The organism is uncultured Campylobacter sp. (assembly GCF_938030145.1).
Classification (GTDB): Bacteria; Campylobacterota; Campylobacteria; order Campylobacterales; family Campylobacteraceae; genus Campylobacter_B.
On the sequence record NZ_CALHGM010000043.1, the window covers coordinates 43,800 to 68,967 of the forward strand.

The 25,168-nt window shown below is 48.0% G+C and carries 23 protein-coding genes; 2 read left to right on the forward strand and 21 right to left on the reverse strand.

The genetic code is table 11. From position 1 onward, the window contains the following. Nucleotides 1-132 precede the first annotated feature (132 nt). Nucleotides 133-312, reverse strand: coding sequence for a hypothetical protein (locus tag Q0323_RS09600; protein WP_298053936.1), 180 nt, complete (start codon nucleotides 310-312; stop codon nucleotides 133-135). A gap of 291 nt (nucleotides 313-603) precedes the next feature. Between Q0323_RS09600 and Q0323_RS09605 the strand changes: the two genes are divergently transcribed. Then, complete coding sequence (locus Q0323_RS09605; RefSeq protein WP_298053939.1) at nucleotides 604-1,425, forward strand: DUF364 domain-containing protein; 822 nt, start codon at nucleotides 604-606, stop codon at nucleotides 1,423-1,425. A 59-nt stretch (nucleotides 1,426-1,484) separates the two neighbouring features. Beyond that, complete coding sequence (locus tag Q0323_RS09610; protein WP_298053941.1) at nucleotides 1,485-2,048, forward strand: alpha/beta hydrolase; 564 nt, start codon at nucleotides 1,485-1,487, stop codon at nucleotides 2,046-2,048. A gap of 402 nt (nucleotides 2,049-2,450) precedes the next feature. Here Q0323_RS09610 and Q0323_RS09615 read toward each other — a convergent pair whose 3' ends face one another. The 20 genes from Q0323_RS09615 to Q0323_RS09710 form a co-directional block, all read right to left on the reverse strand. Then, nucleotides 2,451-2,585, reverse strand: coding sequence for a hypothetical protein (locus tag Q0323_RS09615; protein WP_298053942.1), 135 nt, complete (start codon nucleotides 2,583-2,585; stop codon nucleotides 2,451-2,453). A gap of 340 nt (nucleotides 2,586-2,925) precedes the next feature. Further along, nucleotides 2,926-3,687 carry a hypothetical protein gene (locus Q0323_RS09620; RefSeq protein WP_298053944.1) on the reverse strand — a complete coding sequence of 254 codons (762 nt, stop codon included), beginning with the start codon at nucleotides 3,685-3,687 and terminating at the stop codon, nucleotides 2,926-2,928. Further along, complete coding sequence (locus Q0323_RS09625; RefSeq protein ID WP_298053946.1) at nucleotides 3,684-3,833, reverse strand: hypothetical protein; 150 nt, start codon at nucleotides 3,831-3,833, stop codon at nucleotides 3,684-3,686. Before Q0323_RS09625 ends, Q0323_RS09620 begins: the two co-directional genes overlap by 4 nt. A 49-nt stretch (nucleotides 3,834-3,882) precedes the next feature. Continuing rightward, nucleotides 3,883-4,710, reverse strand: coding sequence for a hypothetical protein (locus Q0323_RS09630; protein WP_298053947.1), 828 nt, complete (start codon nucleotides 4,708-4,710; stop codon nucleotides 3,883-3,885). Nucleotides 4,711-5,189: 479 nt separating this feature from the next. Beyond that, a complete protein-coding gene (locus Q0323_RS09635; RefSeq protein ID WP_298053949.1) occupies nucleotides 5,190-6,626 on the reverse strand; it encodes a DUF4139 domain-containing protein in 1,437 nt (478 codons plus the stop codon). Nucleotides 6,627-7,377: 751 nt separating this feature from the next. Then, nucleotides 7,378-8,154 carry an ABC transporter ATP-binding protein gene (locus tag Q0323_RS09640; protein ID WP_298053951.1) on the reverse strand — a complete coding sequence of 259 codons (777 nt, stop codon included), beginning with the start codon at nucleotides 8,152-8,154 and terminating at the stop codon, nucleotides 7,378-7,380. Further along, a complete protein-coding gene (locus tag Q0323_RS09645) occupies nucleotides 8,147-9,139 on the reverse strand; it encodes an iron ABC transporter permease (RefSeq protein ID WP_298053953.1) in 993 nt (330 codons plus the stop codon). Before Q0323_RS09645 ends, Q0323_RS09640 begins: the two co-directional genes overlap by 8 nt. A gap of 873 nt (nucleotides 9,140-10,012) precedes the next feature. After that, the gene (locus tag Q0323_RS09650; RefSeq protein ID WP_298053955.1) at nucleotides 10,013-12,733 is read right to left on the reverse strand and encodes a carbon monoxide dehydrogenase; all 2,721 of its coding nucleotides are present in this window, start codon (nucleotides 12,731-12,733) and stop codon (nucleotides 10,013-10,015) included. Between the two features lie 217 nt (nucleotides 12,734-12,950). Next, nucleotides 12,951-13,589: a nitrous oxide reductase accessory protein NosL gene (locus Q0323_RS09655; RefSeq protein ID WP_298053957.1), complete on the reverse strand. Its 639-nt coding sequence runs from the start codon at nucleotides 13,587-13,589 to the stop codon at nucleotides 12,951-12,953. Further along, the gene (locus tag Q0323_RS09660; protein WP_005870848.1) at nucleotides 13,586-14,413 is read right to left on the reverse strand and encodes an ABC transporter permease subunit; all 828 of its coding nucleotides are present in this window, start codon (nucleotides 14,411-14,413) and stop codon (nucleotides 13,586-13,588) included. The genes Q0323_RS09655 and Q0323_RS09660 overlap by 4 nt, the downstream gene beginning before the upstream one ends. Before the next feature lie 651 nt (nucleotides 14,414-15,064). Then, entirely contained in the window at nucleotides 15,065-15,790 is a 726-nt protein-coding gene (locus tag Q0323_RS09665) for a hypothetical protein (RefSeq protein ID WP_298053958.1), read from the reverse strand. Beyond that, nucleotides 15,774-16,412, reverse strand: coding sequence for an ABC transporter ATP-binding protein (locus Q0323_RS09670; RefSeq protein ID WP_298053960.1), 639 nt, complete (start codon nucleotides 16,410-16,412; stop codon nucleotides 15,774-15,776). Before Q0323_RS09670 ends, Q0323_RS09665 begins: the two co-directional genes overlap by 17 nt. Nucleotides 16,413-16,420: 8 nt before the next feature. After that, the gene (locus Q0323_RS09675) at nucleotides 16,421-17,323 is read right to left on the reverse strand and encodes a NapH/MauN family ferredoxin-type protein (RefSeq protein ID WP_298053962.1); all 903 of its coding nucleotides are present in this window, start codon (nucleotides 17,321-17,323) and stop codon (nucleotides 16,421-16,423) included. A 3-nt stretch (nucleotides 17,324-17,326) separates the two neighbouring features. Then, nucleotides 17,327-17,773: a cytochrome C gene (locus Q0323_RS09680; RefSeq protein WP_177389178.1), complete on the reverse strand. Its 447-nt coding sequence runs from the start codon at nucleotides 17,771-17,773 to the stop codon at nucleotides 17,327-17,329. Then, entirely contained in the window at nucleotides 17,770-18,387 is a 618-nt protein-coding gene (locus Q0323_RS09685; protein ID WP_298053965.1) for a hypothetical protein, read from the reverse strand. Before Q0323_RS09685 ends, Q0323_RS09680 begins: the two co-directional genes overlap by 4 nt. Beyond that, nucleotides 18,384-19,199: a 4Fe-4S dicluster domain-containing protein gene (locus Q0323_RS09690; RefSeq protein ID WP_298053968.1), complete on the reverse strand. Its 816-nt coding sequence runs from the start codon at nucleotides 19,197-19,199 to the stop codon at nucleotides 18,384-18,386. Before Q0323_RS09690 ends, Q0323_RS09685 begins: the two co-directional genes overlap by 4 nt. Next, nucleotides 19,196-20,401, reverse strand: coding sequence for a nitrous oxide reductase family maturation protein NosD (locus Q0323_RS09695; protein WP_298053972.1), 1,206 nt, complete (start codon nucleotides 20,399-20,401; stop codon nucleotides 19,196-19,198). The genes Q0323_RS09690 and Q0323_RS09695 overlap by 4 nt, the downstream gene beginning before the upstream one ends. Next, nucleotides 20,398-21,174, reverse strand: coding sequence for a hypothetical protein (locus tag Q0323_RS09700; protein ID WP_005870834.1), 777 nt, complete (start codon nucleotides 21,172-21,174; stop codon nucleotides 20,398-20,400). The genes Q0323_RS09695 and Q0323_RS09700 overlap by 4 nt, the downstream gene beginning before the upstream one ends. A 42-nt stretch (nucleotides 21,175-21,216) precedes the next feature. Continuing rightward, nucleotides 21,217-23,808 carry a Sec-dependent nitrous-oxide reductase gene (nosZ, locus tag Q0323_RS09705; protein ID WP_298053974.1) on the reverse strand — a complete coding sequence of 864 codons (2,592 nt, stop codon included), beginning with the start codon at nucleotides 23,806-23,808 and terminating at the stop codon, nucleotides 21,217-21,219. Between the two features lie 12 nt (nucleotides 23,809-23,820). Beyond that, nucleotides 23,821-24,978: a hypothetical protein gene (locus tag Q0323_RS09710; RefSeq protein WP_298053977.1), complete on the reverse strand. Its 1,158-nt coding sequence runs from the start codon at nucleotides 24,976-24,978 to the stop codon at nucleotides 23,821-23,823. Between the last annotated feature and the right edge of the window lie 190 nt (nucleotides 24,979-25,168).

Here is a 25,168-nt window from a genome sequence, read left to right on the forward strand (position 1 = left end):
TGCGATGGATCGGAAATAAAATTTAACCCTTCGGCGGATATGAAATAAAATTTAGCCGTGCGGCAGATATGAAATAAAATTTAACTCCGCAGCGGGCGCGACTTGTCGCAGATACGACTCGTCGTTTGAATTTTATCCGCGTATGGCTTGAATTTTACCCGCGCCTTTTATTAAATTTTGCCCGCTGCCGCCACTTTCGTTAAATTTAGCTCGCGTCCGAGTTTGCGTTCGCACGCAATTATTAAATTTGCTCGTATTTGCCCAAGCTCGCGCCCATTCATATTCATTGAAATTTAGCCCGCATTCGCTCATTAAGCTAGCCTAAAATTCAGCCTGTATCGGTTCCATTGTTAAATTTACCCGTCTATGTCCAAACTCTCACTCGTCCGCTCTTATGGAATTTAGCTCGCATTGCCTGCTCGCATCGGCTTGCTCGTTAAATTTGACCCGTCCGAACCGCTTGCTCGCGCCTGCCGCTTCGTCCCGCCGCCGATTAGAATTCCAAGCCGCATTCGCCCGCCGTGCGCTGAATAAATCTATATCAATACGGGCGCCGAAATTTTAAGCTATAATGGCGCTAAATTCCGCATTAAAGGAGCTAAAATGAGCGAAATTTTAGATCAGACGCTGGAGCGTGCGAAAGAAATTTTAGGCGCCCAGGCGCTGGAACTTAAGATCGAGCGCGCGGTCGTGGGGCTGTTTTTTAGCGGCGTGAAGCTGAGCGAAGGCGCGTGCGGGCTTAGCTATACGCCGCTAAAGTCCCTATCGGGCGCCGTTTGCTGCCCCTCGCAAGCAAGCGCGATGCCCGATTCGGGCAATATCGCAGGCAAGAGCGTGCGCTATCTGCTACGCGATCTGGGCTCTGCCGCGCCGCTTAAAAAGACGCTCGCGCTCGCCGCGCTAAATGCGCTTGGAAGGGCGTGTTTTGATAAAATTCACGCGGATTACGACGTAAAATTCGGCGCCGATCCCTTTGATGAGCTGCAGATCGAGCGCGGCAGCTTTAGCGTCGTCGTGGGCGCGCTGGTGCCCTACATCAAGACACTGATGAAAAAGGGCGCGGATTTTAAAATTTTAGAGCTTGACAAAAGCACGCTCAAGCAGGCCGAGCTGCCGTTTTACCTACCTGCAAGCGAGGCTGCAAGCGTCGTGCCGCGCGCCGATAACGTGATAATCACGGCTACGACGCTCATCAACGACACGCTGGATGGGCTTTTGCGTCTGAAAAAAAGCGGCGCCAAGCTCGTACTCGTGGGGCCTACCACGCCGCTACTGCCGCAGGCGCTGTTTGAGCGCGGCGTGGACTTTGCGGGCGGCACGCTCGTGCGGGATGCGGACGCGGTGCTCGATATCATCGCGCAGGCGGGCTCGGGGTATCATTTTTTGGGTAAATTTGCCGATAAAATCACGGTCTGTAGGGGCTAGCGCGCGGATTGAAATTTTAAAATTTAGCGCGCAAAGGGCTTAAATTTAAAGGAGAAAATATGCAAAAGTGCGTCTATATCGTGCACGGCTACGATGCTTCGCCTAAGAAGCACTGGTTTGTTTGGCTTAAAGGCGAGATTGAAAAATCGGGCGCGAGGGCGGAAATTTTAACGATGCCTACGCCTGCGAATCCGAGGCTTGATGAGTGGCTGAAAACTCTGCGAGAAAGCGTAAAATTTAAAGGCGAAGTCTATCTGGTCGGACACAGCCTCGGATGCCCTACTATCTTAAATTTTTTGCAAAGCAGTGCCATGGGCGGCACAGTAGAGGGGATCGTGCTGGTCTCGGGGCTTACAAAGCCGCTTAGCGATCCGCAATTTAAAATTTTAGACGAGTTTATGGATAAAGGCTTTGATTTTGAGCGCATAAAAGCCGCCGCAAAACAGCGCGCGGTGGTTGCCGCAAAGGATGATTATATCGTGCCGTTTAGCTTCAGCCGCGAGCTAGCGGGGCAGATCGATGCTAAGTTTTACGAGGTGGAGAAGGGCGGGCATTTTTTGGATAGAGACGGCTTTACGAAGCTTGATCTCGTCTATGAAATTTTAGAAAAAATGATGAAATAAAGGGCTAGATTTGGGGCAGGCGCACCCGCTTGGTTTTTGCTTCTGCATTCGCGCTGCTCGCATTTTTCTCTGCCGAAGCTCGGATTTGCTTTGCGGCTAAGATAAAGGTCTCGTATTTAGCCCACCGAAGGCTTCGCTGCCCGCATAAATAAATAGATAAGCCTGCGGCGTAATCGTCGTTTGCGAGGCGAGTTCCGCGCGGTTTTAAAATTTTGTAAATGTCGCAGCGACATAAGCGTGTTCTGCATAAATGTCAAAGCGTGGCGGCTAGCGAGAATTTTATCAGTTCGCAAAATTTTTGTCCGCGGCGAAATTTCATACTCGGCTTGTGCGAGCTAAATCCGTGCCTAAGCCCGTGCTGCGCGAGAGATAAAATTTAGTGGGCGCGAAAGGCGCATAGGCTTAGCTTTTCTTTTCGTTAAACATATACGAGGTCACGAAAACGATCAGACAAACGGGCGCAAACGCAAACGCAAACGCCGCGCTCCAGCCGGCGGCACGCTCGCCCCAAAAATACCCCGCCACGAGGCATGCCAAAAACCCACCGTAAAAAGCGCCGAGCGATAAATTTTCTACCGTAAAAAGTAGCAAACTAAGATTTGGTTTTTTACAAACAGCTTGCTTAGCTTAAAATTTTTATACCTTTTGAACAAATACCAAAGCAGCGCACAAGCTAAAATCGCAAATATTGCTACAAAAACAGCAATCCTTAGCGCGCCATCGAAAGGCAAAACCGCCAAAATCAATGCCGCCGCCCACCAATCAAGCAAGAAAGCCATCGGCACCGCCAGCAAATATCTCGCCGCCCTGTGAAATTTATACCTTTGCTCTGCATTTATCAAATTTTACTTCTTTTAAATTTTACAATCAAAGCTTTTCATCCGCCTTTCGCCTCTCTACTACCTAAATAATATTCTTCCAATGGATAATTTAAATTTCCGCAGTTGTCCAGCTCAAAACCCTGTTTTATATCAAACGACGCCTTGTTTCTCTCCTGGTAATATTCTTTGATCTTTTCAGAAAAATTCATTCTATCAAATAAGTATTCGGAATGGTTGCGTTGTATATAATTTTTATAAATTAAAACAAATCTATCTAACAATATATGAATATTTGGTCCTTTATAAGCGCCGTCTAGAATAATTATCGGTCTATCAAACCCGGCACTCATATCTTTCAAATTTATTTTTAAATATTTCTTTGGGTCGGTTTTTTTAGCTTTTAGTTTATTCATAAAAATTTCCTCAAACGTCTCATTATTATCATGATGCTTTTTTAATACTTCAAACCAATTAGATAAATTTATGTTCTCTAGTTCATAGTATGCAATTTCATATGAGCTACGCCAAGAACTGCCATAGGCGTAGATCCTATAATCATTGATCATTTGCTCTAGTTTTAACTCATAATCCAAATACTGTCCTATCGCTATTTTATACAGCTCCTCTTTGGGTAAAATTCTATCCTCTTTCAGGCAGTATCCTTGCTTGTATTTGTCGTAGTCGGAAAGGGAAACTATCACAAAGCCTCGTGAAGTGGAATAATCGGGGATTATACGGATAAATGCGGCACAAAGTATTATTATAAGAAGCAGCGTGCCCGCTAGGGCTTTAAATTTAATAGACCTGTAGAATTTCATATCGTTTCTTTTCTATCCATCCATTCGTTAGAGGCTAATTCTTTCGGACCAGGAGGAGTTTTCTTCCCCCACAAATAATAACTCAATATATCGGCGCCGTAATTGCCCTCTAATTCTAATCTCAAATCAGTTTCTTTTTTGCCCATCTCTTATCCTTTTTCGGTTACATTCGTTAAGATAAAATTTCAACCAATCTTATCCGCCGTGAATCCACATATCCAGCTCCTGTTCCGCCGGAGCTTTGATATCAAAATTTATATTTCCGCAATTATCGTATGAGAATTTACGTCGTAGATTTTTCATATGAGTATAAGCCAAGACTTCGTTAAGGCTTTCTAAGTTCTCATATCCGTTTTTTATTCGTATTAAATTTTCTTTGCTTTTGATTTTTGTTAAATCTTCTTTATTGTTAAGCTCAATATACCAACTTATATAATCAGGTCTGGCATAATTCACAAAAAATTGATTCTCTTTTATTAAAAATGATTTTTCTAAAAACATTTTTCCGTTATGAAATGGATTTTTCTCTTCGGATAAGATGATAGGCTTTTTAAAGCCTAAAATTTCATCCTTATATACAAAATATTTTGATAGATCGGAGATATCTATTTGCGTCTTGTCTTTTATCTCATAATCAAAACTCTTCCTGTCGGTATTTTCAACCAAAAAATCAAACCAGTTTTCTTCATTAAAATCGCCGATTAGATAGAGCTTGGAGATGTGTGCCGTATAAAAACTATGGCCGAAAATTTTTATATCGTGCTCATCGATAATGGTATTTCGCAGAACCTCATAGTCGTGATATCTTTTAAAATAATTTATAGCGGCATTTTGAAGTAGCTCTTCGTTGCTCAGAATTCTATTCTCTTTTAGACAATATCCCTTTTGATATTTGTAATAGCTAAAAATAGTAACTACGCAGGAGCCTTGCGAAGCGGAGTAATCGGGCACGATGCGGATAAACACGGCGCAGAAAAGTAGCGCCGCGGCTAGGATTTTAAATTTAAGTTTGCGAAATTTCATTACGATCCTTTAAATGCCGCCGGCGAAGCAAACGCACCCTCGCCGCTGCGTTAAATTCATACCTTTGCTCCGCGTTCATCGCCCTGAGCTTTTTAAATTTGAGATAAATTTTAGCGATGCTAAAAGTTTTTCTACCCGCGCCAAAACCCCTTTGCACCGCTAAATTTCATATCCCGCGCTACTCAATTTTAAATCGCCGCAACATTTAAATTTTTGGTTCTTGCAGCGCTTAAATTTCCCCGGGCACGGCGCGTAAAATTCAGCGACGCGGCGCCAAAAATTTCAGATAAGCTCTAAAGCCGCGCCTTGGTTTTATGCCGGCAAAATTTAACCGCACCGCAAAAAGTCGGTCTGCCGTATAAAATTTAGCGGCGCGGCGAAAGAGGGGCCCGTCTCGTAAAGCGGTGCTGCATAAAATTTAACCGCGCCACAAAAAGCTACTCCGCTGCGCAAAATTTAACCGCGAGCGCCAAAGCTCGTTACTTCTTCGGTTTGCTTAGCTCGTAGCCGAAGTGGATCTTTTTGCTCTCGCCTGGCTTTAGCTCAAAGTCCCAGCTAAGTAGTCCGTCCTTGCCGAGGCTGCTCTGCTCGGGCGAGTTTTTCAGCGCGACCTTTACGTCCTCATGCGTCGAAACGGGCGCTCGCTCTTGCAAAACCACGTTCCAAGCGCGCTTGGAGCCGTTTTTGATCTCGTAATCCCAAGCCATGGAATTTTTGCTTTCGCCGCCGAAAAATGAGTTTTTCGTGAAGTTGTTCGCCTGCTCTTTTTTAACTTCGATCAGGCTGTTTTTACCCAGATACGCTGTAGCCTCCGCGTTTGCGGCAAAGCCTAGATGCACGAGCCCGATCTGCACGCCGTCGAGCTTTATTAGCGTTTCGCTCTCCTCGATGCTTCTTTCGGGGATAAATTTAGCCCGCACGTAGGCCGCCTCGCTGCCGTAGCCGTCGATGAGCAGATCAAATTTCGCATCCAGACTCTGTTTATCGAAGCTGAACTCGCCCGCCTCGCCCGCCTTGAGGCTTACGCCGCTAATTTTCCACACCTTTGAGAGTGAGCTTTCGATATTCGAGCCCGTCCTTGCATACGACGATCTAGCCTCCGCCGCAGGCGCCCTCTGCATATCCGCCACCTCTAGCATCACATCCTTTTTATACGCCGCTGCGGGCGCCGGCTTTGCAGGTTCGCCCTCGTACCACGGGTAAAACGGCTGCGGCGCGGTCTGCGAGGAGTATTCGTAAGGATACAGCGCGATCGTCAAATTCGCTAGCTCGGCGTTTAGCGGATTTTGCACCGAGAGTTTTTGCGCGACCTCGATTTTGCCGCTAGCAAGATCTGCAGAGAGCTCGTTGTGCGTGTAGGCGCTTACGTCAACGGGGTAGTTGATCTTAACGAAGCTCGGATCGCAGCCAAAGTTCGCGTTTAAGCGGCGTTCGTTTTTGATATGATATTTTGAAATTCGCTCTTTGAGCTTTCCGATTTGCTCATCTGTCTTTGAAATTTCACCCGCTACGAGCAAGACTTCGTCGTAAATTTTTTGCGAATCCGCCTTTAAGCTTGCTAAGCTTCTATCTTTTAAGCTCGCAAAATCGCTTAAAAAGCGCTGCTGCGCCTTAAGTGCGACCAGGCGGTCGCTTAGCTCGCGCAAGCTCTTTTCGTCCGCCTCTTTTTTGGCGAATTCCGCGTTTTTCACGGGCTCGCTCTCTTCCAAAGACAATTCGCGCACTTCGCAAGAGCCCACAATCTCGATGCTGCGGATATCCAAGTACTCCGGCACGTTCACGCTGAAGTTTGATTTTTGCGCGCCGAAGTTTTGATGCAAGAAGGCAGAGTTCGCGTAGATCTCAAGGCTGTTTTCCTGCGCGCTTAAATTTACGGCAAGCGCTGCAGCTGCGCTTAAAAGCACTATTTTTTTCATTTTTGCTCCTTAAAAATTTTACGTAATTGTAACGATAAATTTTGATTTTTATGCTTAAAATTCGGAGCAAATTTTAAAATTCCGACCCCGCCGCCCGCTTTGAAATTTTAAAATTTCGCCGCCGTAAAAACTCCGCCGCGGACGTTAAAATTTTACCGCTGCTAGCGCTATATAAGCTTTGTTGCTCGCGAAGCCAAACTGATAAATTTTAAAATTTTGCGCAGCAAAATTTCTGACTATCTTTCGCGGAGACTTCGCAAGCGTCTTAACGCCTGCTCGTATTGCTCCGCTCAGGTGCAGGGAGTGCTTGCACTCCCGCTCGCAAGGATGAGCTTAGCTCGTCCGCGAATTTAAACCGATAAAAATGCAGGCGTTAGCCTGCCGTAACTTTAGCGGGGCGTGGGGCATAGCCCCGCTCGCAGGCTCGGACCTTCAAGGAAACATCAGCAGCGCCTTGCGCTTCGCTTATTTTGTTCGAGCCGAGAAGTCAAACAGATAAATTTTAAAATTTTACGTAGTAAAATTTCTGAAACTTTAGGCGAGCGAAGCAATGCGAAGGAAGCGCGGGGCGCTTTCTAGCCTTCACGAGAAATAGTGAAGCTCCTCATCGCAGCGGCGGCTTGGTCATCGCGCAAAGCCAAACCGATAAATTTTAAAATTTTGCGCAGCAAAATTTCTGTAACTTTAGGTGGGTCGAGGGAGCGAAGCTCCCCGTCGCAAGGACGAGCTGTGCTCGTCCGCGAAGTTAGGATTAAAACGGATACGTCAAGCAACAGACCCTGCCGACCTTTTCGTTGTAGCTGACATCGAGCTTCAGATCGTATAGTTTGCTTAAAATTTCGCTTTTTATGATCTGCTCGGCCTTGCCGTATGCGACCTCGCCGCCGCCTTTTACGAGCGCGACGTATCCGCCCAAAAGCAGTGCGAAGTCGGGATTGTGCGTGGCTAAAACGACGGTGTAGCCGTTTTTTAAAAGCTCTTTTGTGGCGCGGAGGAATTTGTATTGGTTGGCAAAGTCTAACGCCGAGGTCGGCTCGTCGAAGATCACGATCTTAGGCTCGCTGCAAAGGGCGCGCGCGATGGACGCCATCTGCCTCTGGCCGCCGCTTAGGCGCGTGATGATCTTGTCTTTTAGGTGCCAAATTTCAAGCATTTTCATGTAGCGCTGCGCAAGCCTGTAGTCGTTTTCGCTCGGCTGCGAAAAGATCCCGATATGCGCCGTGCGCCCCATCAGGACGTACTCAAAGACGCTGTAGTCGTACTCGCAGACCTCGCTTTGCGAGACGTAGCCGATGATCTCGGCGCGCCCTTTGGCGCCAAGGCTCGCCATATCCTTACCGTCGATTGAAATTTTACCGCGCAGAGGCGTAAGCGTGCCGCTGATTAAATTTAAAAGCGTCGATTTGCCTGCGCCGTTTTGCCCCAAAATCGTCAGCATCGCGCCCGCTTCGAGGTTGAAATTCACGTCGTGCAGCGTCAGAGGGGCGGATTTTACGTAGCCGAAGTCTAAGCTCTCAACCCTAACCATTTAGCTTCCTTTTGTTTTTAAGCAGGATGAATATAAAAAATAGCGTGCCTATAAAGCCCGTAAGCACCCCTAACGGGATCTCGCTTTGATTTATACTGCGCGCTACGTCATCTACGATGAGTACGAAGATCGCGCTTAAAAATATGCTCGCGGGGATCGCTTTGGTGTTGCTAACGCCCACGATCATGCGCGTTAGATGCGGCATCAAAAGCCCCACCCACGCGACTATGCCGCTGATACACACGCTGCTTGCGGTTAGCAGCGTCGCACAGACGATGATGATGCCCCGCTCCAGCACGACGTTTACGCCCAGCTTCCCCGCGGTCGCATCGCCCATGGATAGGACGTTTATGCGGTAGCTCATCAGCACCAAGATAGCGATACAAACCCCCATCACCGGCGCTATCATCGCTAGCACGGAGGGATCGACCTTCGCGAGGCTTCCTAGCTGCCAATACACGATGTCTGCAAGCTTCGTCTCGGGATCTGCCATAAATTTTAAAAATCCGATCAGCGCGCCCATCAGACCGCTTACGATGATGCCCGCAAGCACGAGCATTATGGTGGCGCTCGAACGCAGCGCGCGCGTGATCAGAAGCGTAATGCAGACTGCCGCAAGCCCGAAAATAAAGGCGAAAAGCTGAATTAAAAGGATATTTAGATCGAGCAGGATCGCGATCGCCGCGCCCACGCAAGCTCCGGCGCTGACGCCTAAGAGATCGGGCGAGACGAGCTGGTTTTTAAAGACGCCCTGATACGCCGTGCCGCTGATGCCCAGCGCCGCGCCCACGAGCACCGCGGCGATGATACGCGGCAGGCGCACCTGCATGATGACGTTGTGGACGTTTTGCGCTACCTCGCCGCCGCCAAGCGCTTTTAGCACCTCGGCGATGCTTAGGCCGAAGCGCCCTATACAAAGCGATATCGCAATCGTCGCAATCGTCGCTAGTATCAGCAGCACGAGCATAAATTTAAAATTTTTCATACCTTCCCTTGATTTAAATTTTATCTTTCGCCTTAAATTTAATCTTTGAAATTTCGCCTCGTTGAAACCCGCTTAAAATTTCGCTTTAAATTCCGCCCTCCGGCTCGTAGCGAAAGGCTTGCGGCAAAACTCCTTCGTGATAGCTCCAAGATCAATACTTCAGAAAAGATCCGGATGAAAATTTTAGCCGCCTGCAAGATTTGTAGTGACGCCCTCGCGCCCGTGCGGTCTCAGCCGAAAATGTTTGCAGGTGCAGCATAGACGCGCTTTTGTCGCACCGCCTCAAGCTGCCAAACGCAGGACTTGACAGCAGTGCCTCCGCCTCGCACGACATCTTCTACCGATGATGACGCAAAGACTGCAGCGGCTTTGATTTATGCATCTAAATCCTTAAACAGATGTGGCATTTTAGCACATATCATATTAAATTTTTATGATTTCAACTTTCATACATGCGGGCGAGATCTAATGGCGTGCAGCTCCGTGCAATAAGGCTTTTAGCAAAATTTAACTTGCGGATTTCAGATGAGCGTCTACGAAATTTACGCCAAGATGGAATTTTAAAATTTCATCCTTTCGCGAAAGATAGACTTAAACCTGATGGCGGAATTTGCCCGGCTAAATTCCGCCGATTTAGCAGCAGGCGCGGCGTGCGGCGAAATTTTACGTAGGATTTGAAGATTTGATTTAGAATTCCACGAACGGATGCTGCGCGAAAATTTTATCTTTATTTGACCTCGGTTTTGCTAGCCGCTTAGTTGTAGAATTTTACTTGCCGTTTGGCCGCGGGATTTTATTTGCCCGCAAGGGGTTAAATTTTATCATGAAATTTCGCATCGCTTAAAATGCGATGCGAAATGAATCCATCCGTCGCTACTGCCAGCCTAGAGCTTTACGCTTTAGGCGCATATCGCTTACCATTTTTAGCGCGAGCGCGACCGGATCGGTATCTACGTGCATCACAGAGCCAAGCGCCCGCCTGGTGCCCTCTTTGAAAAAGTGTATGACGTTTGCGGAGCCGTGGATTTGATACTCGACGCAGTGATACGAGTCGATACCCATCAGGCGGAATCCGAGCGAGGCATCGACGCCCTTTTCGTTCGCCCACTCGGGAGAGGTGAAGGCAAGCGGCAGCTCGTAGAGATTTTTGTCTAGCACCCCTGCGATACCTGCGAAAATTCCGCTGGAGCGGGTATTATCAATGCACTCGCCCACGTGCCATACCGGCGGAAGCTTGTCTTTTTCTAAAAATGCCCGCAGCGACGCGCCTGCTTTTTTATACGCACTTTTCTGGCAAAAGCCCAGCTTCATTAGCGGAAACGACGCACAGCCGTTGGTTAGGATTAGGACGTTATTTTCGATTAGGGTTTGTGCGACATCTATGATAGCGCGCTCATAAGGCACTTTAGGATTGGTGCAGCCGACCATATTTACGATGCCTAAAATTTCACCGCTTTTTAGCGCGTACGCTAACGGCTCCATGCCGCCGTAGTGCTTATGGACGAATTCTACCGAAAAGCCCACTTCGGCCTCGACTTCATACGGTGGGATATATACCGGCAGGCCCTTGCGCTTTTCGTGAGATTGCAATGCGCGGTCTAGAATTTTACGCGCTAAATTCCTAGTCTCGGCGATATTACTATGGTGATGATCGTAGCCTATATGCTCGGCTCCGGGGAGCCTAGCTGATGAGCTTGTAGTAACGACCTTGGTCTGGAAGCAGTTAGCTACGTCCATGATCGCAGGATAGACATCTTGGACATCGGCGACCCACAGATCAAGCGCTCCCGTGCCTATGACGAGTTCGGCAGTTACGGCGTTTGAGAGCGGTACGACGCCCCAGTTGCGATACATCGCCGATAGTCCAGAACAGCACACGCCGTAAAATGCGATCCCCTGCGCGCCTATTGCGCGAGCCTTGTCTTGGTACTCTTTAGAATTTCCGATCTCCACTATTAGGCTTACCAATGTCGGCAGATGTCCGTGCACGGCGATATTGACCCAGCCTTTTTTAAGCGCGCCCATATTGCTTTTGGAAGTTACGCGATCTCCTACGCCAAATAGCGCATCCGTAGCGATATTTGCAGCTACTACGCCGGTGAATGTAAAAGCAAGCCCGCAGCGCAAAAGATGCTGCATCACGCTGCGCCAGTCTCCGTCCGTGCCAACACCCGTTCGGTGATACGCCTCAAAGACTTCGTTATACGCACTAATCGGCAAGATATCCAGCTTGCGCCATACCTCTTGACGCTCCTTGGGTGCGAGCGCAGTGATGGTTTTATACTCGCCGCTGCTTTGCGAAAGATCTGTCAAAAGCGTATCGGCAAGCTCGATCGCTACCTCTTTTAACTCTCTGCCTTCAGTTGGAATTCCAAAGGCTTTGGCGGTATTGATGATTTTGTATTCGCCTATGATTGGCAGATCTAGCTTGCCTTGTGCCGCCCATTTTAGCGACAGCAGAAGCTCTCTGGCATGTGCGCCGTGTTGAGCTACGCCCGCAGCTACTTGGCGCAGTAGGTTGCGCGATACGATGAGATCGGCGTCCGCACCGCAAGTGCCGCGATCGGCCTTTTTAGTAATTTTGCAAGGTCCCATATTACAGATCTTACAGCATACCCCGCTAAGTCCATAACTACACATAGGCATCTGTTTATCAAAGCGATCAAACGCCGTATCTACGCCGATCTGCTCCATCCTAAGCATCATTTCACGCACGGCGGGATCGGGGGTTTTCTCAAGTACTTCTTGTTTTGTGGGGAAGGTCTTTTTGTATTCAAGCAACGCCTTCATATAATCCGCCGTAAATTCCGCCTCATGAAAATGCTCGAAAAGATTGCCCTGCGCGTCTTTATGTGTGTGCGGACTAGCCTCTGCGGGCACTAAAACTTTTGGGATGCCGTGTTCGTCAAATCCGATAATCGCGCGGTGAGAGTGGGGCTTGTGATCATGGCAATGTTTGTCGTGCTCGTGTGAGCTGATGACGGAATCCTCGTCGCGCTCGTGCGAATACGCCGCAGAATTTGCGCCGTATTCGTGCAAATAAGCTGCGAGGTTTTCTTCTTGATCGTGTGGGTGGGTCGCAAGATCTTCGTCGCGTAGATGCGAGTGGATTGCGGAGTTATCGCTATGCTCGTGCGAGCAAGAGAAGTGGTCTTTGCTGCTTGGGCTCTTCGCAGGATTTGAGATGGAATTTATCAAAGAATCAGCTATGGAATTTATCGTAGAGCCTATCGCGGAATTTTGGGCGTTGCTTGCGCCTTGAGTGCTTGAGCGCGCCGCAAAGTTCGTGCCTGAAGCAGAGCTTGCGCTATCATCGTAACTCGGTGCGGAATTTTTAGCTTGGCAATCGCACTCGTCGCAGGAATTCTCACCTGCGGCGCGATTTTTAGAAATTTTGTCGCGAGTAAGCGAGGCGAAAGTCGTAGAATTTGCGGCAGAATTTTTAGCAGTGCTTGCACTTTTGTCGAAAACGGACGCGGAGGAGCTTTTGAGTGCGTCTGCGGCGGAATTTTCTCCCGTATTCGCAGCGGAATTTTCATCCGTAGCAGCCTTCTTGCGTGAGCCTTTTTGTTTTGCGATTTTGTCGTTTACCATGACGTCTCCTTAAAATTTATTTTAAAAATAAGCGAGAATGCAGCTCTCAATAAATATACTAAGAAACTACATTATTTAATTCTTATAGATAAAATTTAACGTGATTGTATTTTTTAATTGCTTTAAATTCCCTTAATAGCGCACTAAAATAAAAGATAAATTTTTATGAATAAAATATACTAAAATAGCTGAATTTAAATTTTGCCAAGCGGCTCGATCATCTTAGATAATCGATCAGCTTGGCGGAGATTTCTCGAAACTGCAAAATTTTATGCCCCTTTTTCTCGCGCATGAAGTCCTGCGCGTCGCGCAGCCTCGCAAACGTGATGAGATCGTCGCCTCTGGCGCTTTGCAGCACGCTGCCGAAAACATAAAACGCGTCCTGCGCCCGCAAAATTTCGCCGCTTGCGTAATCGGTGACGTAAAGCTCCGCGCCGCTGAAATTTGCGCCCGTTGGATTTGCCTCGCCGAAATTGCCGTTAGCGGAATTTTTACTCATCAAATTTTCCTCTGCGGAAGCCGCGCCGTTATTGCCGCTCAAATTTTTACCCTCGAAAAAATATGCAAACATCGCCTTGGACGAAGCAAATGCGAGCGCACTGCCGTCTTTGAGCCTTGCATAAGCGCGAAATTCAGGGTGCGCGCTAGTATCGATGCCGTATTTGGCGCAGGTAAGATTTATATCTTTTAGCCACGCAAGATCACGCGCAGGTTTGGAGTTTTGCGCCGAATCGGAGCCTGTCTTATCTGATGCGCCTAAATTCTGCGCTGAGCTGGGGCTCTGAGCCGCGGAATTTTGCATCTCTGCTGCACCGCAAAGCGCTATAAATGCCGCTAAAATGAGTGGAAATTTCACGCCAAATCCTTCGACCTAAAGATAAAATAGCCCAAAATCAGGCTTGCCGCGCCCAGAGCGATCGGATAGAGCAGCGAAAAGGCGATGAAAAGTCCGCGCCCGAAGTGATCTAGGATAAAATACGCCGTCGTACCGATGACCGCAAGATCGGGATCAAACAGGCTGATAGCGGCGATGCGGAAGTCCTCCATCGGGTTTGCTAGAGCGATCGCAAAGATCAAATTTTCGTTCACTCCCGTTTTTGCGAGCAGTCCGATCAGCACGAGATCTAAAAACGCAAGGCAGAAAAGCCAGACGAAAAATGCGAGCCCAAGCCCCATCTCTTGGCTTTTTGAGACGGCGCAGATCAAAAATGCAATCCCCAAAAACGCCGCGCATAAGCTAAAAAGTAGCCCCGTATAAAGCAGGCAGATCGCCCACGGAATGCCCGTGCCTTTGATCGCGCCCCAAACGATCGCAAGCAGCAGCGACAAAAATATCGGCACGAAGACTCCAAACAGCCTTCCTAGCGCCTTACCGTAATAATACTGCGCCTGCGAGATCGGGAAGCTTAGCAGGTATTCTAGGATATTTAGGTCGCGGTCGGCCAGGATCGCCTTGCTGGTGGTTACGAGCACGAATACGGGTAGGATGATGATGCAGATCTGAATAAACAGCAGCAGCAGTCGCGAAAGCCCGCTAAAGCCGAGCACGCGCGAGTCGGTCACCCCCGTGATGAAAAACGCCGCCACGAGCCCGCTAAAGATCAGCAGATAGAGCAAAAACCAGCGCGAGCGGAAGGACTCTTTGATGTCCAAAGCGGCGATGGTGAGTAAATTTTTCATTCATATTCCTTTATTGCGCCTCGGTGCGCTTTTAAATTTAGATTTCTCGCGCGGCTTAAATGCGCCCGTCTTTAAATTTTAGCCTCGTTTTGCGGCGCGGATTTTACAGCCTTAAATTTGCCAGCCAAGCTTTAAATAGGCGGCGAAATTTTATCCGCCGCCTGCAGCTCGCGCATAAATTTTAAATTTACGGCTCGCTTGCGGCGCCTGCAAACAGCGCGTCGTTTGCCGCCCGCTATCCGTAATCCGCCGCGGTTTTAAAATTTAGCCGTTTGACGGGGTCGCTTAAATTTCAGCTTCGTAAAATTTCAAAGCCGGACATATCCCGCGGTATAAAATTTTAAAATTCTAAAAATCCCGAAGCGACAAATTCTGCGCCGGATAAATTTTAAATTTACGGCGAAATTTTAAACCGGAGCGTCTGCGTAAACTTTAATTCGGCAGAACGAAATCTCGCGCCGTGCGTTAAATTTAGCCGTATCGCGAGATAAAATTTAGCGGTCGTTTTCTAGACCCATCTCTGCCTCGCGCCGAAGTCGCGAAGTAAAATTTTACCTCATCTATGACGGTGCGGGCGGCACGCTGAAATTTAGGCTTTAAATTTAGCACAAAACGGAGCCGCTTAAAATTTTGCCTTAGCCAAAACCATCCTTAATGCGCGTGCCCCGAATGCATATCGTGCGCAGTGCCGTTGCCCTCGTGCATCTGCCCCATATCGTGCGGCGCGCCTTGAGGGTGCGCCGTGCTGCCCGCATCGCCGCTCATGCCATGATCTGAGCCGTGAGTATGCCCCATACCGCTCATATCGTGTTGCGGCTCGCTCATGCCGTGCTCTGCGGAGTGAGGGTCTTGCATTTCACTCATTCCGCCCATGTCGCCGTATCCGTGCATGCTTCCCATATCGCCGTGCGCATCGCGACCCATATCTCCCATTCCCATGCCGTGCGAGCCGCCGCCTGCTTTAAGCGCCGCGACTACCTGATCGAAGCTGAAGTCTTGCTTGCCCTCTTGCTTGTTTTTAAATGCGCCCCAGCCAAACGACATAGGGGTTTTAAAACCGCGATAAAAATGCGCCGTGCGCGCGTCGATAAACTCGCCGTTGCCGCTGGCGTCGTTGATGTAAATTTTGGCGTCCTTCAGCCAGTTTAGTTTGTCGTTGGTAACCATAAAATCCACCAAGCAGCCGATGTCGTCGAAGTAGTGGTTTTTGCCGTCCACGCGCACATCGACGCTGAAGCGGTTGTCGCTGATCGCCATCTGGCAGTGCTCGCATACGTCTCTGTCGTAATGGACGTTGCCGTAGTCTTTCTCGTCGCCGCAGCCTAAAAACGTAAGCGCCGCAAGCGCACAAAGCATAATTTTAAACATTTTTGTCATCTACGATCCTCCCTAGATCCATTGAAATCATTCTTTTTACCAGTCCTCCCACTTCCTCGAGCCTATGCGAGATAAAGATCAAGCTCTTATCTTTTGCGTGGTTGTGCAAAAGCGTCTTAAAACGCTCGCGCGCGCTCGGATCGAGATTGGCGGTCGGTTCGTCGAAAATCATCGCCTTGCTAGCTCTGCCGAATGCTAGCGCAATTAAAAATTTCTGCTTCATACCGCCGGATAGCTTATGAAAGGGTTTGTTTAAATTTGAACTCAGATCAAGCTCCATTTCACCGCAAAATTTTACTATATCCGCTCTGCTTGCGTCCGCCGTGCGCTCGGCGAAGTAGATGAGCTCATTTAGGCTCAGCTTAAGCGGCGGCGGGGTTTGCGGCACGAAGCTGATACCGCGTAGAGCGCGGCTGCGCTGCTTAAACGAATCAAATCCGTCGATGGCGACGCTGCCGCTTGTGGGTATGTATTCACCCAAAATCGTCCGCATCAGCGAGCTTTTGCCCGCGCCGTTTTGCCCGACGAAAAGCACCTGCTCGCCGTCCGCGATATCTAGATCGATATCTTTTAAAACGAATTGATCTCCGAATTTCTTGCTTACGTTTTTAATCTCTATCATAGGCTTCCTTAGATCATATCTTTTAGCTTATTGCCGATACCGAGTGCGTCTTGATGACACACGTCGATACAGCGTCCGCATAGCGTGCAGTCGATCCCTTTTAGCATAAATTTGCTCTTATCGCCCAGGTTTTCGGACGCCTTTTTTTTGGTGATATCCAGTACGTGCGAGACGAAGCAGACGTCTTGGCAAACGCCGCAGTGATCGCACCTGCTTTTATCCCAAGTAATCTTGCTAAGGCTTGCTTTCGCCGCAAGCGAATAGGTGCTGCCTAGCGGGCATAGATGAGTGCACCACACTCGCCTGCTAAAAAACACTTCGAGCAAAAACACAAAAACGATCCAAAGCCCCGCCAGCGAAAAGCCGTAGATGATGAAGCGCGATAAAATTCCAACTACGTTAAAAATTTCAAAAACGAGCAGATCGGTAATCGCGCTTAGCAGCAAAAATACCGCCCAGATCGCATATCGCATACCGCGAGGCAGGGCGCGCTCCTTGATGACGTGCTTAGCGATTAGCGTATTATGCAGCTTTTCTCCGATCTCGCTAAGCGCTCCGTAAGGACAGATCCACGAGCAAAATGCCTTGCCGCCCGCGATGAAGTAAAACAACAAAATGGTGCCCGAGCCGATAAGCAGATTTATCGGCAGATCCTTGTGCGCGGCGATCACCTCAAGGGTGGCAAAGGGATCTGCTAGGTGAAAGCCAAGTATCCGCGAGCCGCTGATGTCGCCTTCTAAAATTTGAATATCGGCGCGAAAGGAAAGCACGAAGAGTAAATGCACCAAAAATACCGTAGCGTAGCGCAGAGCCCGAATGCTTGGGCGCCATTTGCCGCTTTTATTTCTAAGCCCAAAGGTCGAGAAAAAGCTCGTATTTTTGATCGTGCATCGCGAATTATATTTATCCAAGATCTACTCTTTAAATTTTGAAATTTCATCTGCGAGCTTATCTAGGCTCTCGTCGCTTACGTTGGTTAGCAGTCCGCTCATCAGGCTGTTTTTGATCTTACCCGCTTTATAATCTTTGAGGCTTGCTAAAATTTGATCCTTGCTCTTGCCGCCGATCGGCGGAGCGATCTTGCCGCGTCCGTCATCGCCGTGGCAGGGCGCGCAGCTTACCAGATAGGAGCTACTAACCTTAAAATCGCGCTCTTTGACGCTCTGCTGCAAAATTTTAATATTTTTTACGTCCTTATCGTCGATGAGATCGACGCTTTTGCTCTGCGGCGCAGGCTTTGCTTGCGCCTGCGGCTTGACTTCTTGCTGCGGCGCGCTAGAATCGTCCGAACTAGCCATAAAGATCATCAGCGCGATCAGTGCTACACCCAAAATCAAAGCTAAAATTTTGCCCGGTTTCATTTCTGCTCCTTAAATTGTTTGTTGAACTCGTAAATTTCTTTCGCCATCGTCTCTATCTGCTGCTCGCTCATGCCGTTTACGAGCTGCACCATAAGAGGATTAGGCTTTTCTTTAAATTTATACTTTTTAATCATATCCACGATCTGCGCGTCGGTTTTATCTAGGAGCGATGGGCCTATGATGCCGTTGGCGTAGTCGTCGTGGCACGCCGAACAGCGCAGGATAAAATCGTGCCCAAGGCGCTTTTTCATCAGATCGAAATTTAGCTTTTCATATTGATTTTTAATGCTCGAATATGCCACGATATTTTTGGTCGTTTCGTTCACATCGCCGTTTAGATTAAAATTTACCTTTCGCTCGCCGTAAAAATCGTAGCTTACGAACTTATCGTCCTTCTTGGGCGCTTCGCCGCTTTTAACGCTGATGCGAGGCTTTGCAGTGGAATTTTGATCCGCTTTCTGCGATGCGGAATTTAAACTCGCAGAATTTTGTTCTGCGGAGCCTTGCGAAACGGAATTTTGCCCCGCGGAGCTTGAATCGTCGTTATCTCCGCAGCCGCATAGCAAAAGCGCCGCAGCTAGCGAGCAGAGGTAGAATTTAATGGAGTTTTTCATTGTTTTCCTTCATAGATTGATTTGTAATCCGCCCGCGGGATTATCTCGATGATACGCGCCGGGCAGAGCTCTGCGCACGCGCCGCAGCCGACGCACGCGCCGCGGATCTGCGGAGCGAAATGCTTGCCTGCTTCTATCATCGCAATGGCATCAAGCGGCTGCGGGTAAGGGCACAGCGACGCGCATAGATCACAGACCTTGCCCTCTTTCGCCGCCAGCGCGGAGTTTAGCTCGCGCTCCTGCTCGGTCTTGGCGGACTTTAGGCGCAGATCGCTAGATTTTAAAGCCTGCCCGAGATACGCCAAACAGGCGTTTAAATTTTTAATCACGGCGATACCCATTTTGACCTTTTTAGGCTCGTTCGTCTCGTGGCTAAGCGCGCCGCTTGGACAGGCTAGCACGCAAGGAAGCGCACCGCAAAGATAGCAGCCTCGCTTTTTGGCATCGATAACGGGCGTACCGATGTCAAAAAGATGCGTAATATCGAGCAGATAGATGCTGTGATAGGGGCAGACCTGCACGCATTGACCGCACTTGATACAGCTAGAGCGGAAGCCTCGTTCCGCTAGCGCTCCAGGCGGACGCAGATATAAAGAGGCGGAACTCCCACTAGAATTTTCCGCAGAATTTTGTTTTATGGAATTCGGCGCGGAATTTTGCCCTGTGGAATTTATGGAATTTTGCTCGTTTAAATTTTGTGCTTCGCCGCCCGCGGAATTGGCAGAATTTTCATCCGCAAACAAGCTCGCTGCCCCGAGTGTTCCGAGCGCTCCGCCGAGTAGTTTTATCGCTTCGCGTCTATTTTTTGTCATTGCCTCATCCTGGGTTTTGGATCTTTTAGCAGTAGCTCAGGCTCTGAAAACGGAGCGAGCTTGGAGATGAAATTTAAAAGTGCAATTCCGCTGGAGCCGTAAAAAAACCGCACGCTCGGTTTATGCGCCCAAAGTCTGTCGGCATAAGCATATGAGCTGTAGCTAACGTCGCCGTAGCCGTCGCCATCGCGATCAAATCCATCGTAATCGTCAAAATAGTTGCCATTCCATTCGTTTTGCAAGAGCTTGGATTGAGGCGTATCGTTTAGCACGATCTCCATATTACCTTTAAATTTATTGTTTTTAAATACGCTTTTTAGCTGCGTGGCGTGGAATTGCACGCCGATACTGTTGTATTCGATATCGTTATTTTCAAAAACATTAAGTGAGCCCGGCTGATAGGGGGATTGATCCAGATAAAATCCGCGGGCGTTGTAAACGACTTTATTATCCGTAACCCTGAAATTTGAGCTATCCTTCATGCCGATGCCTACGCCGTAAGCGCCGTCTGCATTGCGCACGACGTTACGTCTGGCGATATTGTCGCTTGAAAACATAAAAAATAATCCCACGCTATTGCCGTCGTAGTAGTTATCCTCCACGACGTTATGCCCAGAGTTCATAAAGTGCAGCGAATAACGACAGCTATGGCCTTTATTGCCCGCGACAAGATTGCCGTTAGAGAAGTAAAAAACGGTGTCGCGGACGTTATGGACGTCGTTATTTAAAATTTTATTGGCATTGGAATACCAAAGCTTGATGCCGTCGCCTTTAAAACTCGTGCGGTAGGCGTTACTTGAAATTTCGTTGCCCTCGATCGTTACGTCGTTTGCCTTGCTTAGCACGACGCCGTAGAGCACGTCTTTGATGAGATTATTTTTTATGATTACGCTGTTTACGTCGCTTACGTTGATCCCTGCATCCTCGCTAAGATGCTCGAAGCCTCCATTTTGAATTGTTAAATTCTTGATTGTAACATGCGGAGAGCGGACGCGGATGACCGTTCCGTTGCGATCGCCTATGATCACGGCAGAGCGGTCTAGTCCGTCGATAGTAAGGGGTTTATCGATTAAAATATTGCCGTGGTATTCGCCCGCGGCTAGTTCGATAATATCGCCCGCTTTTGCACTATCGATCGCGTCTTGAAGCTCGCCCGCGCTTAAGCTTAGCGCGAGCGAGAATGCTAGAAGTAAAAGCCTCATCTATGCTCTCGTAGGAATTTTTTCTTAGATAGTAGAGCTAACGCCGATAGCAGCGATAGGGCCAGCATCAGCCAAAAGCCAAGAGCCGGATATGAATGGGTAGTAAAATGTGCCACGCTACCGTCGCCAAATGCTGTAGGCATAAAAGGCTTTATTTTAAACGCGCCCCAGTCTTGCAGGTTGTGCCCAAACCAATACAGCCAGCCCACATAGCAGCCTATGAAAATAAGCGGCGCAATGATTGGCAGTATCATAAGCAGGGTCTGTCCCTTGCCGTCGTAGTACAAAAACGCGAGCATTCCTATCGTCGCGATTATGAGATAATACGGCGATAGCGAGTGCTCGAGCGTGCCGCCGCGCCAGACGGGATACATTCCGATATAGTGATTTAGGGTATTCATCTCGCCAACGTCGCCGCTAAAGCCGTCAACGTGGACGTAAAGCGGAATTCCATCGGGGAAGGCCTCTTTTGGATAGTTCGGCGCTTCGAGCGAAATTTTCCACACCGGTATGCTAGGTACGCCCACTTCAAATTTATGCTCCAGCATCGCGCCTAGATCGTTTTTAACATCACTAGGAATTAAGTGATTTTTATACGATGCTTTCGTATAAAAATTCCATATCGGTGCGGAGTATGCGGGCAGCTGCGAGACGCTGCTAACCTGCCCCGATACGATTTTGCCTTGGACTTTGAAAAATCCAAGCGTAGGGATGGTAAAAGCGACCGTCATAATAAGCAGCGCTAAAATCGCGTAAATTTTATATTTTGGCATTTCATCTCCTTTAAATTCTCCCCCTTACGGGGGAGAGTGGGGCTAGTTAAGACCCGCGTTCTCATCGACCCATTTTAAGTATTCGATGATGTCTTTGATCTCCTCGTCTTTCATATGCTGATTTGGCATGCGAAGGTTGAAATAATTTATCATTGCCTTAACGTAGTCGTCTTCGTAGAATTTAGCAGGGTCTTTGATGAAATCGGCTACCCATTTCTCGCCGTTTTCATGGCGGAGTAGGACGCCCGTTAGATCAGGACCCGAGCTTACTTGGCCGATGACGTGGCAGCCGTTGCAGCCTCCGCGTAGGTAAGCCTTCTCGCCGTTAGATGCAGCCTCGCTCATAGGAGTGGAGAGCTCGCGGATCAGGTTGTTTTTAGCGCGAAGTCCGACATCTGCGGTTTTTACTAGGTACTGCCAAACTTGACCTTCCCAAAGTATCGCGCCGTTCATATCGCCGGCTTTTACCGCGGCGTCTGCCTTGGCTTTGGTTTCAGGAATTTTGCCGTATTGATCCAGCGCGTCATCGACTAAAGCCTTGACCTTAGGATATTTCTCGTAGTTTTTCTCTTTTAAGAATTTAACGACTGATTGAATAACGTCGTCGGTGGCTTTATTCGTAGCTACTACCTTGTCGTATTCGGCTTTTAGAGCTTCTGGGCTAAGAGCTTTTAGCATAGAAGCTTTAGCTGAAGTGTATTTTTTATTCGGATCTTTTACATATAGATATCCAAACATCTCAAGGTGCAGCGCAGAGCAGAATTCCGTGCAGTAGAAAGGAAATACGCCCTCTTTATCTGCGATGAAATTTACGCTCGCAGTCTTGCCCGGCTCAAGCGACATATGCAGATCGTAATCATCAACCGTAAAGCCGTGAGTTTCATCCTCGGCACGCTCTAAATTTGTCATATAGATCGTTACGTTATCGTCCTTATTAACCTCGATGTGCTCAGGATTAATATGGCTGCGGATCGCTGTAGCATAGACTTTTACGTTTTTGCCGTCGCGCTCGATGCGCTCCTGACCTGCTAGCGTCATAGCAGGGTGTTGCTTGCCGGTACGAGAGTTTGTTCCCATAGTATAGGTAGGTTTCGTATGAAGCTTGCTAGCTGCGATAGAAACTACGTCGTGTGGCTCGCCAAGACCGATAGGAAGATCATAGAGCATCTCCATTTTAGGTCCTGTAATGTCGATAAGCTGGTGATTTTGCGGATGAAGCGGTCCGATAGGATTAAATCTATCGATCGAAAGCTTATCTAGCGCGATTACGTATTTGCCGACAGGCTTAGAGGATTTACCCTCCATAGAATCAAGGTGACCGATATTGTAGTGGACGTTGATCCTATCTAAAACCTTTAGCGTCTTGTAGTTCCATTTTACGATCTGGCTATCGACGTAAAGCGATGTATAGATTACGCCGTCTTGCGAATCGAAGGTATTATGCAAAGGTCCAAGACCAAGCTCTGCTTGTCCGTGAAGCGTCTTTTGCATATCTAGGATCGGAATTCCGTATGGATCCTTGCCTGCGTATTCTTTTTTATCAATTAGCTCTTTGATCTTTTTAAAATCATAAACGCTAGCGTGAGTATCTAGTTTACCGCCGATAATGATATAGCGACCATCAGGGCTAACATCGACGCCGTGAGGGGATTTGGCTTCAGGGATCAAAAATAGCGCTCCCGCTTTTACGGCGGCGTCTATCGTAACGATTCTGTGTCCGTTTACGACCTTGTAGTTTTTGCTGTCTTGAGCAAGCTTTTCTAGAATTTGCCAGTTATAAACGTGCAAGTAGTCGGTATCGTTGCGACTCATACCGGCTTCCATCGGAGGCAGACCCTTTTCGATGCCGCCTGTGTACATTTCGGAGTTGAAGCTGTTGGTAAACGCCCAGCCGAAGCTCTCGCCCTTACCTGCGTCGCTTAGATCTTGCATATATGGAGGAAGCTCTAGCGAGAAGGATTTATTTACGTCGATTTTGCCTTTGTCGTAGTCAAATTTCCATAACGTTACCGCACCGCGATAAACCGCCTGATACTCCTCGATTGGGTGCCAGTCGTTATCAAAAGGGGCTGCGTATTGGCTGGTTTCGATGACGTATTCGGTATTAGGCGTTACGAAAGAGCCGCCGTGATCGCTTTTGATTACGGGATTTACGACTATTTGAGTAGTCTCGAAATCGGATAAATTTATAACCGCGATTCTTGGGTTCGCCTTATCGTTGATAAAGAGATAATCGCCCACGTATTCGCCGTTTTTTTCGCTGAAATTTGGATGGTGAGTATCGCCCCAGTTGATCTCTTTGCCGTTAATGGAGCCCGATCTTAAGACCGCCTTACTCTCCTCATCAAAACCGTATCCCTGCCAAGGCTCCGGGGTAAATACGCCGATATATTTGTAGATCCTCATCGACGGCACGCCGTAAACTAGCACCTGTCCGCTTTGACCACCGGAGGAGAACACCATATAATCGTCCTTCCTACCGGTCGGCTGATAAGTCTTAGCCGCCGCTAAAACGTCTTTTTCGCTTAAATTTCGTTCTTTCATCACGCGCTCTAGGTCACTATCTGTGGCACACAGGGCGCTTGCGGCGAACAAAACCGAGCCCAAAAGCACGGGTTTGAAACTTTTTAACATACTAATCCTTTCTTAGAATTTTAAAATTTTACCTGATTTGCTGACTACGAGGATCGCATCCCCGTCTGCGTACATCGCTAAAAATTCGCTTTTTAAATCCACAACCTCCTTTAATCCTGCTTTTTGATTTTCGTAAATTTTATCTTTAGTAGCGATAAACTGCGTGCCGCGGGCGCATACGATGGATTTGATCCAAGAGCCCACGCTTTCGCACTCACCGCTTTTTAAATTTATAAAATTCCCCTCTATATCGCCCGCAAACAGCGTCCCGTCGCAGTCTGCAAGCGCAGTGGCTATAGAGCCGCTTAAATTTTTATCGCCAACTTCGACTGAAATTTCGCTTTGAGTTTTAAGCCCCTCGTCTTGAAATTTTGCGCCTTTGAATTCTAAGCTTTGAAATTCCGCGCTCTTTGCACCGCTAGCTTTCGTTTTATTTGGCTCGGAGGCTTGCGCGCTTTTCGCATTATTAAATTCCGCATCTTTAAATTTCACGCTACCAAGCTCTCCCTGTGCGGCGCGATTAGGCGCTGTATCGATGCCGCTAAATTTAGTCGCGACGAGATCTGCGCTAAAACAGGCTACGCCGTTCCAGCTTGCGACGCAAAGTCCGTTAGCGCCCAGGCTAACGGCATTGATCCTGCCGTAATGAAACGAAATTCCGCGCAGCCCATCTGGGGCGAAATTTTTATTTAAAGATTGCCCGTTCGCGGTGGAATTTTCACCCAAGGCGTAGCCGCCGTCCGCGCTGTTATCAGGGTCTTCGTCTAATCTTATTAGTTGATTCTTATCCACTACCGCGTAAATCGCGTCTTTTGCGGCATAGATCGCATCTATTTGGGCTGTGCCGCTACGCCCCGTCTTAAGCGTGCGTAAAAACTTTAGTCTATCGTTTAGCACCGCGATTTCGGCTCCGCCCCAAGCTAGATAAATTTTGCCGTTTTTAAAATTTAGAGCCGTAATTTCGTTATCGCTGTATTTTTGCGCGAACTCCACATTCCATTTAGCGGCATCAAACATCCTAAGCTCGCCGCCACTGCCGCATAAAAGCAGTCGGTGCGAGCTTGCGTCGAATGCGCCCAAACGCAGCGTGGAGTTTAGATCAAAGCTGCCAGCTGTTGCCATCTGCGATAAACAAATCAAAAAGGCAATACAAAATTTTATAAAATTCATCTTAATCCACTCTTTGCGAAATGATACTATCCCAAGGCTTAAAAATCGGTTTAAAGCTTGAGCTATAATGGAATTCTAAGTTTTCTTAAAAGTTGCAAAATTCTATGATATAAAAACAGCTCTAAGTGAAATTTTATTTTTTACATTTCGCTATAAATTCTGCTTTAAAATTATAATTTCAGTAAATTTT

Bases quoted from the DNA above. Each gene is read 5' to 3' on its own strand.
- Q0323_RS09620 (WP_298053944.1), bottom strand. From the start codon at position 3,687: ATGAAATTCTACAGGTCTATTAAATTTAAAGCCCTAGCGGGCACGCTG.
- Q0323_RS09600 (WP_298053936.1), bottom strand. From the start codon at position 312: ATGAGCGAATGCGGGCTAAATTTCAATGAATATGAATGGGCGCGAGCT.
- Q0323_RS09650 (WP_298053955.1), bottom strand. From the start codon at position 12,733: ATGGTAAACGACAAAATCGCAAAACAAAAAGGCTCACGCAAGAAGGCT.
- Q0323_RS09635 (WP_298053949.1), bottom strand. From the start codon at position 6,626: ATGAAAAAAATAGTGCTTTTAAGCGCAGCTGCAGCGCTTGCCGTAAAT.
- Q0323_RS09640 (WP_298053951.1), bottom strand. From the start codon at position 8,154: ATGGTTAGGGTTGAGAGCTTAGACTTCGGCTACGTAAAATCCGCCCCT.
- Q0323_RS09670 (WP_298053960.1), bottom strand. From the start codon at position 16,412: ATGATAGAGATTAAAAACGTAAGCAAGAAATTCGGAGATCAATTCGTT.
- Q0323_RS09660 (WP_005870848.1), bottom strand. From the start codon at position 14,413: ATGAAAAATTTACTCACCATCGCCGCTTTGGACATCAAAGAGTCCTTC.
- Q0323_RS09680 (WP_177389178.1), bottom strand. From the start codon at position 17,773: ATGAAACCGGGCAAAATTTTAGCTTTGATTTTGGGTGTAGCACTGATC.
- Q0323_RS09665 (WP_298053958.1), bottom strand. From the start codon at position 15,790: ATGACAAAAATGTTTAAAATTATGCTTTGTGCGCTTGCGGCGCTTACG.
- Q0323_RS09610 (WP_298053941.1), top strand. From the start codon at position 1,485: ATGCAAAAGTGCGTCTATATCGTGCACGGCTACGATGCTTCGCCTAAG.
- Q0323_RS09700 (WP_005870834.1), bottom strand. From the start codon at position 21,174: ATGCCAAAATATAAAATTTACGCGATTTTAGCGCTGCTTATTATGACG.
- Q0323_RS09645 (WP_298053953.1), bottom strand. From the start codon at position 9,139: ATGAAAAATTTTAAATTTATGCTCGTGCTGCTGATACTAGCGACGATT.
- nosZ (WP_298053974.1), bottom strand. From the start codon at position 23,808: ATGTTAAAAAGTTTCAAACCCGTGCTTTTGGGCTCGGTTTTGTTCGCC.
- Q0323_RS09690 (WP_298053968.1), bottom strand. From the start codon at position 19,199: ATGACAAAAAATAGACGCGAAGCGATAAAACTACTCGGCGGAGCGCTC.
- Q0323_RS09630 (WP_298053947.1), bottom strand. From the start codon at position 4,710: ATGAAATTTCGCAAACTTAAATTTAAAATCCTAGCCGCGGCGCTACTT.
- Q0323_RS09695 (WP_298053972.1), bottom strand. From the start codon at position 20,401: ATGAGGCTTTTACTTCTAGCATTCTCGCTCGCGCTAAGCTTAAGCGCG.
- Q0323_RS09685 (WP_298053965.1), bottom strand. From the start codon at position 18,387: ATGAAAAACTCCATTAAATTCTACCTCTGCTCGCTAGCTGCGGCGCTT.
- Q0323_RS09625 (WP_298053946.1), bottom strand. From the start codon at position 3,833: ATGGGCAAAAAAGAAACTGATTTGAGATTAGAATTAGAGGGCAATTAC.
- Q0323_RS09710 (WP_298053977.1), bottom strand. From the start codon at position 24,978: ATGAATTTTATAAAATTTTGTATTGCCTTTTTGATTTGTTTATCGCAG.
- Q0323_RS09605 (WP_298053939.1), top strand. From the start codon at position 604: ATGAGCGAAATTTTAGATCAGACGCTGGAGCGTGCGAAAGAAATTTTA.